At 47.1% G+C, this 13,705-nt stretch carries 14 protein-coding genes and 1 riboswitch; of the genes, 7 read left to right on the top strand and 7 right to left on the bottom strand.

Translation table 11 applies throughout. The features are described from left to right. Positions 1–95 precede the first annotated feature (95 nt). The 3 genes from dxs to xseB are packed head-to-tail and all read right to left on the bottom strand — an operon-like array spanning position 96 to position 3,110. Positions 96–1,961 carry a 1-deoxy-D-xylulose-5-phosphate synthase gene (dxs, locus tag WH43_RS05305; protein ID WP_053423611.1) on the bottom strand — a complete coding sequence of 622 codons (1,866 nt, stop codon included), beginning with the start codon at positions 1,959–1,961 and terminating at the stop codon, positions 96–98. Positions 1,962–1,975: 14 nt separating this feature from the next. Further along, positions 1,976–2,863, bottom strand: a complete 888-nt coding sequence (gene ispA, locus WH43_RS05300; RefSeq protein WP_053423610.1) for a (2E,6E)-farnesyl diphosphate synthase — start codon at positions 2,861–2,863, stop codon at positions 1,976–1,978. A 1-nt stretch (position 2,864) separates the two neighbouring features. Beyond that, positions 2,865–3,110, bottom strand: coding sequence for an exodeoxyribonuclease VII small subunit (xseB, locus tag WH43_RS05295; protein WP_053423609.1), 246 nt, complete (start codon positions 3,108–3,110; stop codon positions 2,865–2,867). Between the two features lie 210 nt (positions 3,111–3,320). Between xseB and pomA the strand changes: the two genes are divergently transcribed. The 3 genes from pomA (at position 3,321) to thiI (ending at position 6,592) form a co-directional block, all read left to right on the top strand. Beyond that, on the top strand, positions 3,321–4,097 hold the full coding sequence (gene pomA / locus WH43_RS05290) for a flagellar motor protein PomA (protein WP_053423608.1): 777 nt from the start codon (positions 3,321–3,323) through the stop codon (positions 4,095–4,097). Between the two features lie 8 nt (positions 4,098–4,105). Beyond that, positions 4,106–5,050, top strand: a complete 945-nt coding sequence (locus WH43_RS05285; RefSeq protein WP_053423607.1) for a flagellar motor protein MotB — start codon at positions 4,106–4,108, stop codon at positions 5,048–5,050. An 81-nt stretch (positions 5,051–5,131) separates the two neighbouring features. Then, on the top strand, positions 5,132–6,592 hold the full coding sequence (gene thiI, locus WH43_RS05280; RefSeq protein WP_286049487.1) for a tRNA uracil 4-sulfurtransferase ThiI: 1,461 nt from the start codon (positions 5,132–5,134) through the stop codon (positions 6,590–6,592). Here the strand turns inward: thiI and WH43_RS05275 are convergent. The 3 genes from WH43_RS05275 to WH43_RS05265 form a co-directional block, all read right to left on the bottom strand. After that, positions 6,574–7,455 carry a ketopantoate reductase family protein gene (locus WH43_RS05275; RefSeq protein WP_053423605.1) on the bottom strand — a complete coding sequence of 294 codons (882 nt, stop codon included), beginning with the start codon at positions 7,453–7,455 and terminating at the stop codon, positions 6,574–6,576. The two genes, thiI and WH43_RS05275, sit on opposite strands and share 19 nt — an antisense overlap. A gap of 2 nt (positions 7,456–7,457) precedes the next feature. Next, the gene (locus tag WH43_RS05270; protein ID WP_053423604.1) at positions 7,458–7,808 is read right to left on the bottom strand and encodes a VanZ family protein; all 351 of its coding nucleotides are present in this window, start codon (positions 7,806–7,808) and stop codon (positions 7,458–7,460) included. 183 nt (positions 7,809–7,991) lie between these two features. Next, positions 7,992–8,474, bottom strand: coding sequence for a YajQ family cyclic di-GMP-binding protein (locus tag WH43_RS05265; protein ID WP_053423603.1), 483 nt, complete (start codon positions 8,472–8,474; stop codon positions 7,992–7,994). 202 nt (positions 8,475–8,676) lie between these two features. Next, a riboswitch (cobalamin riboswitch) is annotated at positions 8,677–8,951 on the top strand. Between the two features lie 34 nt (positions 8,952–8,985). Here WH43_RS05265 and WH43_RS05260 point away from each other — a divergent pair. Then, on the top strand, positions 8,986–10,800 hold the full coding sequence (locus WH43_RS05260) for a TonB-dependent receptor domain-containing protein (RefSeq protein ID WP_053423602.1): 1,815 nt from the start codon (positions 8,986–8,988) through the stop codon (positions 10,798–10,800). A gap of 80 nt (positions 10,801–10,880) precedes the next feature. On the opposite strand, the gene msrA is transcribed toward WH43_RS05260, so the two are convergent. Next, entirely contained in the window at positions 10,881–11,414 is a 534-nt protein-coding gene (gene msrA, locus WH43_RS05255) for a peptide-methionine (S)-S-oxide reductase MsrA (protein WP_053423601.1), read from the bottom strand. 92 nt (positions 11,415–11,506) lie between these two features. On the opposite strand from msrA, the gene WH43_RS05250 reads away from it, so the two are divergent. The 3 genes from WH43_RS05250 (at position 11,507) to WH43_RS05240 (ending at position 13,688) form a co-directional block, all read left to right on the top strand. Continuing rightward, positions 11,507–12,508, top strand: a complete 1,002-nt coding sequence (locus tag WH43_RS05250; RefSeq protein ID WP_053423600.1) for an NAD(P)/FAD-dependent oxidoreductase — start codon at positions 11,507–11,509, stop codon at positions 12,506–12,508. Continuing rightward, positions 12,505–13,245: an SDR family NAD(P)-dependent oxidoreductase gene (locus WH43_RS05245; RefSeq protein ID WP_053423599.1), complete on the top strand. Its 741-nt coding sequence runs from the start codon at positions 12,505–12,507 to the stop codon at positions 13,243–13,245. The genes WH43_RS05250 and WH43_RS05245 overlap by 4 nt, the downstream gene beginning before the upstream one ends. Before the next feature lie 62 nt (positions 13,246–13,307). Next, positions 13,308–13,688: a PH domain-containing protein gene (locus WH43_RS05240; protein ID WP_053423598.1), complete on the top strand. Its 381-nt coding sequence runs from the start codon at positions 13,308–13,310 to the stop codon at positions 13,686–13,688. Positions 13,689–13,705: the final 17 nt, after the last annotated feature.

Here is a 13,705-nt window from a genome sequence, read left to right as displayed (position 1 = left end):
TTTGAGGCCGCTGCGTTGTCGCCAGCGCTGCTCGCTTGAACTGTAGTGGAATTTTAGACGGCGGACACAAGGTCCGCCCCCCAGGCAGAACAGACTTAACGGCGAAGAAAAACCTCTACTTTCGCCTGAATACCGGCAGAGTCTAAACCTAATTCGGCATAGATCTGTTCCTGAGTACCGTGCTTGATAAAAATATCCGGCAAGCCAATATTCAGCAGCTTTACAGACAGTTGTTCAGCGATGCAATACTCATTCACAGCAGAACCAGCTCCGCCCATCAACGCATTGTCTTCAATAGTGACAAAATGACTGTGCGTTTTACTTAGCTCTGTGAGCAACTGTTGATCCAGAGGTTTGACAAACCGCATATCCACCAACGTAGCGTTGAGCTGTTCTGCTGCGGTGTGACAGGCTTGCAACAGAGGGCCAAAGGCCAGCAACGCCACTTTTTCACCCTGACGGCGGATTACGCCCTTACCCAGAGCTAATTCAGTCATTACAGACTCTGGCGCTTCACCGTTACCGCTCCCTCTGGGGTAACGCACAGCTGCAGGACCTTTGTGCTGATAGCCGGTGTACAACATCTGACGGCATTCGTTTTCATCCGAAGGCACCATGATCAGCATGTTGGGAATACAGCGCATAAAGCTTAAATCAAACGAACCTTGGTGAGTTGGACCATCGGCCCCTACAACACCAGCGCGGTCTATCGCAAAAAGTACATCCAGATTTTGAATGGCAATGTCGTGAATAAGCTGATCATAACCTCGTTGCAGGAAGCTGGAGTAGATGGCGACTACAGGTTTTAAACCTTCTATTGCCATACCTGCCGCTAAAGTCACCGCATGCTGTTCGGCAATAGCTACATCGAAATAACGCTCCGGATAGCTTTTTGAGAACTGCACTAAGTCTGAGCCCTCTCGCATGGCAGGCGTAATACCTTGTAGCTTTGGATCCACAGCTGCCATATCGCAAATCCACTGACCAAAAATATTAGAGAAGGTGGCTTTACCGGCTTTTTTGGCGGGCTGGCATTGGGCTGCCGGATCAAATTTACTGACGGCATGATAACCAATAGGATCTTGTTCAGCAGGTAAATAGCCTTTGCCTTTCTTGGTCACCACATGCAGTAACTGCGGACCTTTGAGGTTGCGCATATTACGGATGGTGTCGACCAGACCTTTGACATCATGACCATCAATGGGGCCTATGTAGTTAAAGCCCAGCTCTTCAAAAAAAGTACCTGGCGTGACCATGCCTTTAAAATGCTCTTCAGCGCGGCTGGCTAACTGATGCAAAGGAGGTACACCACTGAGTATTTTTTTACCGCCTTCACGCAGGCTGGTGTAAAAGTTACCGGATAAAATGCGGGCGAAATAGCGATTTAATGCGCCAACATTCTCTGAAATCGACATTTCGTTGTCGTTCAGAATCACCAGCATATCGGGTTTAACTTCGCCGGCATGATTTAATGCTTCAAAAGCCATACCTGCGGTAATAGCGCCATCACCGATCACCGCTACGACTTTACGGTTTTTTTGTTCAGCACGTGCAGCGATGGCCATACCTAAGGCTGCACTGATGGACGTACTGGAGTGACCGACACTTAAGGTATCGTATTCGCTCTCTTCCCGCCACGGGAAAGGGTGTAAACCGTCTTTCTGGCGGATGCTGTGCATCTTGTCACGACGGCCCGTCAGAATTTTGTGAGGGTAAGCCTGATGACCCACATCCCAAATCAGACGGTCAAAAGGGGTGTTGTAGACATAATGCAAAGCTACCGTCAGCTCAATAGTGCCAAGTCCTGAGGCGAAATGGCCGCTGCTTTGGCTGACGGTTTTGAGTAAAAATGCCCGTAATTCATCACTCAGAGCTGGTAGCTCATCTTGTGGTAACTGGCGTAAATCGGCAGGCCAGTTGGCTTTGTGGAGTAAAGGGAAATCCTGACTAGCTAATGTCATGAGAATGCCTGTATCTAAAACTGTCGGGCAATGACGTACCGGGCTAACGCCACCAGTTCGTCTGTTGCATAAGGAAGTTCACGTAAAGCGGCTAATGCCTCTTCAACCAATAGTTGTGCTTTTCGTTTCGCTGGCTCCAAACCCAGTAAAGCAGGGTAAGTGGCTTTATTGGCTTTTTGATCCGAACCTGCGGTCTTCCCCAGTACCTGGGTGTCGCCTTCAATATCCAGAATATCGTCCTGAACCTGAAAGGCCAGACCTATGGCTCTGCTGTAGCGAACTAAAGCGTCTAAATGCTCCACATTATCCACTGGACTGGCCAGATAAGCAAAACGTACTGAACACTCAATCAAAGCTCCGGTTTTTAGCTGATGCATCTGCTCTAGTGCTTCAACCGACATTTTTTGATTGGTATGCGCCAAATCAATAGCCTGACCACCACACATGCCATTGTAGCCAGCATGCAATGCTAACTGTTGGATCATCGCCACGATACGCTGCGCCGGAACCTGCTGGTAATCATGGCTGCTTAATAATTCAAAAGCGAAGGTTTGCAGTGCATCGCCGGCAAGAATAGCAGTCGCTTCATCAAAAGCTTTGTGACAGGTGGCTTTGCCGCGACGTAAATCATCGTTATCCATGGCGGGTAAGTCGTCATGGATTAAAGAGTAGGTATGTAGGGCTTCAATGGCCGCTGCCGGGGCATCTAAATCTGTTAATGCTGCACCTAACATCTGACCACAGCTGTAGACTAAAAAAGGCCGCATACGTTTACCGCCAAGCAGCAGACTATAGGCCATAGCCTGATGCAGGCGTGGGTCAGTTAAAGACTTCTTATCTAAGTGCTGTTGCAGTACTAGTTCCAGCCGTTGCTGGTAAGAGGTTAAAGAATCTAACGTCAAATCATTCACCTTCGGTGGTCACAAAAGGTTCGAGCTGATCTTGCCCTGAGTCCTGAACTAATAACTGGACTCTTTGTTGGGCAGATTGTAACTGCTGCTGACTGGTGCGGGAGAGCTCTATACCCCGTTCAAATTGTTGCAAAGCCTGATCAAGGCTCAGATCGCCTTGCTCCAACTGCTGTACTATCTGTTCCAGCTCGGCAATACTCTGCTCAAAATGGCTGAAATCTGTTTTCTTTTTTGTCATATTTTCGCCTGATAATGGGTGTCTGACCAAGCCCTGCGCGCTATTATGAGCAATCAGGCCCGTGTTGGGAAAGGATAAATTTGTTTGAAGCCTTAATTTATAGTTAACTATCCCATACTTTTGCCGATAACTCACTATAAGCTAAGATAAAACCAACTTTACGCTGGTACAAGATCAACGATTTGCATTCAGTTTTCCGGGAGATACAGAGTGGATTTAGCAACCGTCATAGGATTAGTCGCGGTCATGGGCATGATGGGCTGGGCAATGTGGCTCAGTTCCAGCGGCAATATGGGCATGTTTTACGATTTTGTCTCTATCGTGATCGTATTCGGTGGCAGTATTACTGCGGTCATGATCAAATTTACTTTCACTCAGCTCGCTGATTCGATGAAAGCTGCTGGCAAAGCCTTTATGTTTAAAATTGAGTCAGCCGAGGAGCTGATTGAAAAAGCAGTGCAGCTGGCCGATGCGGCCCGTAAAGGTGGTTTCTTAGCACTGGAAGAAGCTGAAATTCCTAATCCTTTTATGCAAAAAGGCATCAATATGTTGGTCGATGGCCATGATGCTGATGTGGTGCGTGGCACTTTAGAAAAAGATATTGAGCTGACCTATGCCCGCCACGATGTCGCTATTCAGGTGTTTAAGCAAATGGGTGATCTGGGACCAGCTATGGGAATGATAGGGACCTTGGTCGGTCTGGTAGCCATGTTATCTAATATGTCTGACCCTAAAGCTATAGGTCCTGCTATGGCTGTGGCTTTGTTGACCACTATGTATGGTGCAATGCAAGCCAACTGTATTTTTTTACCTCTGTCAGAAAAAATGGCTGTGCGTAATGAAGAAGAGAAAACCAACAATCAACTGATACTGGATGCCATTATGGGCATACAGGATGGTCAAAACCCTAAAGTAATAGAAGGTATTTTACGGAATTACCTGCAGTCGAAAAAACGTGACCCGGCAGCCCCTGCCGCTGCAGAGTAGGGGCAGGTATGGCTGAGTGTAAAAAGTGCCCACCACCAGGTTTACCCGCTTATATGGGAACCTTTGCTGATTTGATGTCGCTGTTGATGTGCTTTTTTGTGCTGTTGCTGTCATTTTCGGAAATGGATGTGCTGAAATTTAAGCAAATTGCAGGTTCGATGCAGTATGCTTTTGGTGTGCAAAATAAAATTGAAGTGAAAGATATTCCCAAAGGCACCAGCGTGATTGCTATGGAGTTTCGCCCTGGCCGTCCAGATCCAACGCCTATCGATACTATCCAACAGCAGACCGTGGAAATGACGCAACAAATGTTGAACTTTCAGGCAGGCAAAGAGGATGAAGCTGGCGGGCGTCAGGAGCAACGGGAAGATAAAACCGGTGGCCAGTCAACCAGTACCGAAGAAGAGCCTATGGATACAGTCGCTGCCTCAGCTGAGTTGCAGGAACAAACCAATGAGCTTTTGAAAAAAATTGCTGAGCAATTAGAGAAGCAAATTATCGATGGCGCTATCGAACTGGAATCTCTGGGTCAACAAATCATTATCCGCATTCGTGAAAATGGCTCTTTCCCTTCCGGTTCTTCATTTTTACAGCCCAAATTTAAGCCTATTATCCAAAATATAGGAGCTTTACTCAAAGAGGTTCCAGGAGAGATCACTGTCTCAGGCCACACCGATAATGATCAGGTGTCTGACGAGCTACATAGCAATAACTGGGATTTATCTGCTCAGCGCGCAGTGTCTGTCGCCTCAGAAATGATAAAAGCGCCGGGTTTTGATAAAAATCGTCTGGTGGTGGTAGGTCATGCAGAAACCCGTCCATTGGTGCCGAACGATACCGAAAGCAACAGAAGACGTAACCGTCGGGTTGAGATTTCTATTATGCAAGGCAAACCAAAAGAGTCTGAGCCTATCAGCCTGGAACCTGCAGCGCAGGGCACACCCAAACAGTAACAACAGCAGCAATTAAAGCTAAACTGTTGTGGCAAGGCGCGCTATAATTCGCGCCTTTATTTTTTCAGCGAGCTTTACCTGATGGAATTTTTAGTCAAACTGCACCCGGAAATTTCGATTAAAAGTAAATCGGTCCGGAAACGTCAGACCATGCTGTTAGAGCAGAATCTGAAAACGATTTTGTTGCGGTTAGACCCATCCGTTGCCATCAAAAACAACTATGACCATTTGCTGGTGCAGGTTGAATCCAGCAGCCCTAAATTACGTCAGCAGATGATTGATCATTTAGGTTGTATTCCCGGCATAGTACAGTTTATGGAAATGCAGTCCGGCACCTACAGTTCACTGCACGATATTTTTGAACAAGTCAAAGCTGTGTTTAGCCAAAGGCTTGAAGGCAAAAGTTTTTGTGTGCGGGTCAAACGCACGGGCGATCATGAATTCAGCTCTCTTGAAGCCGAGCGTTATATAGGCGGTGGTCTCAACCAACATATCCCTTCCGCCCGTGTACAACTGAAAAATCCCGATGAAGTGGTGCGCGTTGAAATTAAACGCGACCAGTTGATCATCGTCAGTCAGGTGTTTGATGGCATGGGTGGTTTCCCACTGCCAAGTCAAACCGATGTATTGTCGTTAATTTCTGGTGGTTTTGATTCTGCGGTGGCCAGTTATTTGATGATCCGCAAGGGGCTGCGTACTCACTATCTGTTTTTTAATTTAGGTGGTGCTGCGCACGAAACAGGTGTGCGTCAAATGGCGTTTTACTTATGGCAAAAATTCAGTTTGTCGCACAAGGTCAAATTTATCAGTGTAGATTTTGCCCCTGTGGTCACAGAAATTCTGGAAAAAGTTGATAACGGCCTGATGGGCGTTGTGCTCAAGCGCCAGATGATGCGCGCTGCGGCTATAGTGGCGGAACGTATTGGTGTGCAGGCGATAGTCACAGGTGAAAGTGTCGGTCAGGTGGCGAGTCAGACCATCGCCAATTTAAGTGTGATTGATAAAGCCACTGATACTTTGGTGTTAAGGCCGCTGATTTATCAGGATAAACAAGAAATCATCGATTTGGCCCGAAAAATTGGCGCTGAAGATATGGCTAAAACTATGCCTGAATACTGTGGTGTTATTTCAAACAAACCTACCATCAACGCCGAATTAGCCAAAGTTTTACAGGCTGAGCAGCAACTGGATTTAGCTGCGCTGGAAAAGCTGGCTCTGGATGCTAATGTGCTGGATATTCGTACTGTGGAATTTCAGGCCGAGCAGCAAATCAGCACTGTACTGGATGAAAGTGCGATGGTAGAGGATGCTATTATTCTGGATATCCGTGCTCCGGATGAAGTGGATATCAAACCTTTAACAGGCGTCAGCCATCAGGTGCAGCTACTACCGTTTTACAAGTTGGCTGGTCAGTTTAGTCAGCTTGATCAAGGGCAGCAGTATTATCTGTACTGTGAGCGTGGCGTGATGAGTCGCCTGCAAGCTTTGCTCTTGACGGAGCAAGGCCATCAGAATGTTGGCGTTTATCGCGGTGACTTTTGAAGTAACAATTGATATAGAGCTTGATGCGCAGGTAGTTGTAGTTGATGCTGCTCTGCCTGTCGCAGTAAAAAACCAGTAATGTATTCAAGCTCAGTGCGGCGGCCTTTTACAAAGTCCTGTTGCATTGAGGAGTAGTTCTCTGCGGTTTGTTCGATCACCTGCTTCACTCTGTTTTGTATTGTCTCAACACTAAAATCTTGCCCTGCTGCGTTTGCAACCCGCACAAATTCTTCAATTAACAGGGTTATGGCTGAGGTATAGTGGCTGCGACTGAGTTCGCCATTTTTGCATTGATGCAATGCCGTCAACGGGTTAATCACTGCATTGACCGCCAATTTCAGCCAGAGTGATGGCTTGATATCGCCCTCGACGACCAGCGGGCCCAATGCAGCTTGCATCGCCTCTTCCACAGACTGTTGCTGTGCAAAAGCTGCCTGATTAAGAGCGCCCAGAACTGACTGTCCCTTGCCACTGTGGATCACTGTTGTTTGGTTGGCTTTAAAAGCGCCGTGGCTGGTGCTGAGAAACCATAGCCCTTGCTTCGGCTTAAGCAAGGGCAAGACCTGCTCTATAGTGCCCATGCCATTATGACTTAACACCAACTGAGCATTCTCTGCTAATAAAGGTAATAGCTGCTGTACCGCATCCACAACCGCATAAGCTTTGACGGGTAAAAGGATGAACGAGTAGGGGGTTAATGGGGTATGAAAAGACAGCGAGAACGCATCATCAGCCGACTGGAAAATAAAATCGAAAGGTGCACTGGAACGACGATGCAATTGCACCGGATAGCCCGCCTGATGCAAACGGGCCGTAGCCAGCAAACCAATAGCACCTTGGCCTACGACGGTCCACAAAGGCATTGTTATTGGGTGCGGTTGCGCCATTTTCTGAAAGCAAAGTAGCACAAATAAAAGGCAGCCATACCCGTTATATCTGCTACCCAATCGAGTAATTCGGCCCTGCGGTAGCTGGTCAGGTAATTCTGCAGAAACTCAATAGCGACACCATAAGCAGCCATAATAACGACGGCTTGCCACAATTTGGGTTTATAACTCCATTGCAACAGAGCGGTAAGACAAAAAAAGATTAAAAAATGCAGATGCTTATCGTATTGGTTCAGGCTAATGCCACTACTTTTTACCTCTGTCAGAAAACCAAAAGTAGCTGCGGTGAACACCAACAAACAAATCGCATGGTAAAGATGACGCTTCACAAGACACTCTTCTTTAAAAGACTTAGCCCGATTGTATCAGCTTTAGGATTACAATCTCCAGCGTGAAACAAAGAGAGGTGAAAAGTCTTGCTCTGATATCCTGTATTCAGTGGGTAAGAGAGCTATGGCTTTTGGATCCGGTAGCTCTCTTGCGGTTGTGGTGAACAACAGTGGCAGATGAACTTAGTCTCTGAAGTTCTTAAATTGGAATGGCTGTCCCAGATCACTGGTTCTGACTAACTGCATCACTTCTTGCAAGTCGTCACGTTTTTTACCTGTCACACGCAGCTCTTCGCCCTGAATCGCGACTTGTACTTTAATGCCACTGTCTTTGACCAGCTTGACGACCTTTTTGGCGATTTCTTTGTCGATGCCTTGTTTGATCGTGATATGGCGTGTGATGTATTTGCCGTGACGATCTTCTTTTTCAATTTTAAAACTGCTGACATCCAGCTGAAGTTTGCTGGCTTTGGTGGCAAAAATATCAAACAGTTGCATAACTTGCTGATCCGCTTCTGCAGTCAGCTCAATGTGATCTTTGTTCAGCTCAATTTTTGCATCCACTCCACGAAAATCGAAACGGGTTTCAAGCTCACGTTTAGCGTTTTCAACCGCGTTCTTGGCTTGATTCATATCAATTTCAGAAACAATATCAAATGAAGGCATAGCGTTCTCTTTTTTTCCATTAAAAGTTATAGGGCCATTATAAGCGAAAGAATCCACAGAGCGAACCTCAACACTGGCTAATTACTACTATTTAGCTTGTGCTAACCTGTCGTGGTAACAAGCTTAAATCCCTGGAACTCTGTATTTACCGTAGGATAGAGACGTCTGGATTTCTATTGACTTTCATCTTGTCGCAGCTACACTGACGCCGCGTTTTTCAGGTGCCCACAGAATATGTTTCATATTTGCGGGTGAAACGGGAATCTGGTGTAAATCCAGAGCTGCCCCCGCAACGGTAAAATAACAGAGAGCTTTGCTCTGGCTTTAATCAAACCACTGTCTACGGATGGGAAGGGATTAAAGTCGCTTTTATATCCTTTGTACTTGAAGCTGCAGCTTTGGTGACTGCAACTCCAACCACTTTGGTTATTTTTGCCTGCTGTTAGCCCGGAGACCGGCCTGAGAAGTTCATTCACTAATCAGGACGCGGTGGGCGTCTTTGGGAGACATCATGTTTAAAAAATCTTTGCTGGCGACGCTTGTCGTTGGCCTGCCTGCTTTTGTATTGACCGCCCAAGCTGACGATAGCTCGGACGATCCACTGGAACATATCAGTGTATACGCCACTCGCCAACCTCAGCCCGTGCATCAGATTTTATCGTCAGTCACAGTGCTTGACCGTGAGCAAATCGAACAGGCTCAGGTGTCTGATCTGCCCGCTTTATTGCGCCAGGTTGCTGGAATACAAATCAGCCGCTCAGGCGGTAAAGGCCAGACCAATACCGTATTTTTACGCGGTGGTGCTGCTGGTCATACCTTAGTGCTGATTGACGGTGTACGTGCAGGTTCTGCCACTTTAGGTTATGCCTCTTTAGCTGAAATTTCTCTGCAACAAATAGAACAAATTGAAGTGATTAAAGGGCCCAAAGCAGCTTTATACGGCTCAGATGCTTTAGCTGGTGTGATTGCTATCAGTACCCGTAAATCTGACCATACCTCAGTACAGTTAAAAACCGGTCGTTACCACAGCCATGAAGCGGATGTAGCCACTAGTCAAACCTATGGTGATTTGACCCTTCGCAGTAATTTGGGCTGGTCCGACTCTGAAGGTTTTGATGTCCGTCCCGGCACTCAAGCTGACAAGGATGGTTTTGACCAGCGTTATGGTAAAGTAGCGGGTGAATACAAGACGGCTTACGGTGTATGGTCTGCTGATCACAATGTACTCAGAAGCCGTGGCCAGTATGACTTTGACCCCACATGGCCAGGTGCCGATCAGGTTGAGACTAAGACCAATCAAAGCCGTTTAGGTTGGGCACTGGATCGCGCTACATCCAGTCAGAAGCTGAGCCTTTCTCAGAATCAGACAGAAGATTTGAACTGGGGAGACAACAGTCCGGCCACTTTGTTTGAAACCAAGCGGCATGAATTGGATTATCAATACAGCAGACCATTGACGCAAGGTTTAACTGCGTTAACTGGAGTGAACTGGTATAAGGAAGACGTGTCAGACAGCGAGCTGGGTTATGACGTCGATTCCCGTATCAATAAAGCAGTGTTTGCCGGTCTGAGTTATCAGTCAGGTGCCTGGTTGGCTGATGTAACAGGCCGCCATGATAAACAAAGCCAGTATGGTCATTACAATACCTACGAGTTGGGCCTGGGTTATCAGTTGACTAACGAGTTATTGGTTCGGGCCAGTCGCAGCAGTGCCTTTAAAGCGCCAAGCTTTAACGACCTGTATTACCCGTTCAGTGGCAATGCCGATTTATCACCTGAGACTGCAACTTCAGATGAGTTGGGTTTAAAGTACAGTGCAGGCGATGTGCAGATTGAAAGCTCTGTTTATCAGCAGAACGTCAATAATCTGATCCAATGGGCGCCGATGGCTGATGGTAACTGGGTGCCACAAAACGTTGGTGAAGCTAAAATCAAAGGTGCTGAATTCAGTGTCAGTCATAGCGGGCAACAGCTGCATCAGCAATTGGCTTATAGCTACACTGATGCGAAAGATAAAGTGACTGATGCAGCGCTGATCAAACGTTCTAAACACACAGTGCACTGGCAAGGTGCTTATCAGTGGCAAGACTGGCGTGTTTTTGTCACTTCAGACTACCAGAGTGATTTCCAGACGGGAGATTTCGCTACACCCCAGCTGGGTGGTTACACCTTATGGGGCGTTGGGGCCAGCTATGAGTTAAGTCCTGAGCTACAGATTTCGGCTAAAGCGGATAATCTGACCAATAAAGACTATCTGTACTTGCCTGGTTATGCTACTGCAGGGGCCGAATGGTCACTGCGTTTAAAATGGACTCCTGATTTTTAATCACCAGGGTCAGAGCCTTGGCTCTGACCCTTCTGTTTATCTCCCATGCTATCGGCTATTTGCAGCAGATTAGTTAGCCATTAAGCTTTCAGCAGACTTGCAAAAGTCTGACGAAATTTGGCCAGTTTAGGTGTGATCAAAAACTGGCAATAAGGCTGGTTAGTGTTCTGTAAATAATACCCCTGGTGATAATCTTCAGCCGGATAAAAAGTACTGGCGGCTGTCACTTCCGTCACTATAGGCAAATCGAATAACGGCTGAGCTGCTTTTATCGACGCAAGCGCCTGCTCCCTCTGTTGCGCTGAATGGTAAAATACAGCAGAGCGATACTGAGTGCCTATATCATTGCCCTGACGATTGAGCTGAGTTGGGTCATGTAGAAAAAACAACACTTGCACCAACTGTTCAAAACTGACCTGAACCGGATCAAACTCGACTTGCACCACTTCTGCATGACCACTGGTGCCTGTGCAAACCTGACGGTAATCTGGATTCAGTGTCTGGCCTCCCATATAACCGCTGACCGCTTTTTTAATGCCTTGTAACTGATTAAACGCTGATTCAATACACCAGAAGCAGCCAGCTCCAAAGGTTGCTATTTCTGTCTGAGCCATGGGTTTATCTCCATCGTTGATCTTAAGCTTATGATACAGCGTAAATTCGATATCAGTTCAAAAGAAAGTTTTTGGTTTAAAGAAATACAGCCATGAAAAAAATAGCAGTGTTAGGTGCGGGGCTTACAGGAGCGTCGGCGGCGGCAAGTCTGGTTCGGCAGGGCCATCAGGTGACAGTGTTCGATAAAGGCCGTGCTGCAGGTGGCCGTATGAGCAGTAAAAGAACAGAACAAGGCTACCTGGATATGGGGGCTCAGTATTTTACTGCCCGCAGCGATGTGTTTACACAGCAGGTCAAGCAGTGGCTTGAGGCGGGGCTGGTTGAGTTATGGCGCTGCAAAACGGCACTTTTATCCGATGATGAAGGGGTGATTTCCCTGACAGCTTCCGAAGATAAACAACAGCGTTTTATTGGGATCCCATCGATGCAAAGTCCGGTCTCTGCGTTGCTGCAGGGAATACCACTGCTCACCAGCTGTCGTATTCATAAGCTGGACTATCAGCAGCAGTGTTGGACTTTATACGCTGAAGATGGTCAACACTATGCTGGTTTTGATGCAGTTCTTGTCACTGTACCACCGGTTCAGGCGCAGCAACTGATGACGCAAAGCGGTTTGGCCAACATTTTTGACTCTGTCACAGATTTACTGGAACCCTGCTGGGCTGTTGCAGTGCAAGCTCAGTCTATCCCTTACGGAGATGCTATTTTTTGCCAGCACCCGCAACTGCGATTTATTAGTCACCAGCAGCATAAAACTGGCCGCAGCAGCTGTTACATTCTGCACTTTAATGCACAGTTCAGCGCTTTGCATCTGGATGAGCCTGCAGAGTTTTGGTTTGAGAGATCGAGTCAAATCTTACGCCAGGAGCTTCAGGTAAAGGGGGATATCAAGACGCTGGTGGCGCATCGTTGGCTTTACGCCAGTCAAAAAGACCAGATGGCTCCTCCTGGTATATTGGCTATGCCTGAACAGCAGTTATGGGCCGCTGGTGACTGGAGTTACGGCGGGCGGGTTGAGAATGCTTATTTGGCCGGGCTGCAGTTAGCGCAAGCTGTGCATGAATACTCTGATCACACTGAGGCAATGCGATGAGCGCAGTACTTATCATTGGGGCCAGCAGCGCGATAGGGCAGGCGCTGGCGACTCATTATCTGCAACAAGGTTTGCATGTGATTTGGTTGTCCCGTTACAGCCCGGATCTCAGTGATCCGAAGCTTCTGGTGATCCAGGCGCCGGATCTGGCGGAAACTGCGGACTGGACTGTGCATCGGAGTTTTTTCAGCGCAGTGACAAGTAGGCTGCAGCAGTATCAGGTCGGACTTATTTTTAACTGCATCGGCTGGCTACATCAGCAGACTGAGCCAAAACTTTTGCCGGAAAAAAGTTTAAGTCAAAGCTGTGCTCTGTTGCTTCGTAAAACTTTGCAACTGAATCTGGAAATTCCAGTGATGTATTTACAAGGGCTTTGGCCTTATTTAAGTAAAACTTCTGGCATTCGTTATCTGCAATTAAGTGCCAAAGTAGGCAGTATCAGTGACAATCAATTAGGTGGTTGGTACAGCTACCGTAGTGCGAAAGCTGCATTGAATCAATGGATAAAAACCGCCAGCATTGAACTCAAGCGCAGTAATAAAACCGCGGCAGTGGTCACTTTGCATCCTGGTACTACAGATTCTGCTTTGTCTGAACCATTTCAGCGCAATTTGCCTGCAGGGCAGTTACAGACTCCGGCCCAAACGGCGCAACATCTGGCACAGGTGGCTGAGCAGCTTCAGGCTGAGCACAGTGGTTTATTGCTAAACTGGGATGGCAGAGTGCTGAGTTTTTAGTTCTTGCTCTAAGCCTGAGGCAAAGATAAGCTCAGTTGCACAGGCTTGAACAAGGAATACAGATGGGACTTTTTAGCGGTTTATTGGGCAATGCAGGACAAATTGATTTGGCTGATATTGAAACTGAGTTCAGCCAGATTTTACTACCAGATGAAAAACTGCAACAAGCCTATAAAGTGATTCGCGACTTGATTGTTTTTACCGACAGGCGTTTGATTTTTGTTGATAAACAAGGCTTAACCGGGTCGAAAAGAGAGTTTATGTCCGTGCCTTATCGCTCTATTGTGCGGTTTAGTGCACAAACCAAAGGTCACTTTGACCTAGAATCTGACTTGCATATCTGGCTCAGCGGTGCAGACAGTCCTCTCACCAAAACCTTTAATAAAGACGGTTCCATTTTGGATGTACAAAAAGCGCTGGCTCAGTATTGTTGCCGTTCATAGAATGAAACCACAGAGGC

This window comes from Rheinheimera sp. KL1, from assembly GCF_001275035.1.
Taxonomy (GTDB): Bacteria; Pseudomonadota; Gammaproteobacteria; order Enterobacterales; family Alteromonadaceae; genus Pararheinheimera; species Pararheinheimera tangshanensis.
Note: the sequence above shows the minus strand (reverse complement) of the source record. Positions and strands in the feature narration are given on the sequence as shown.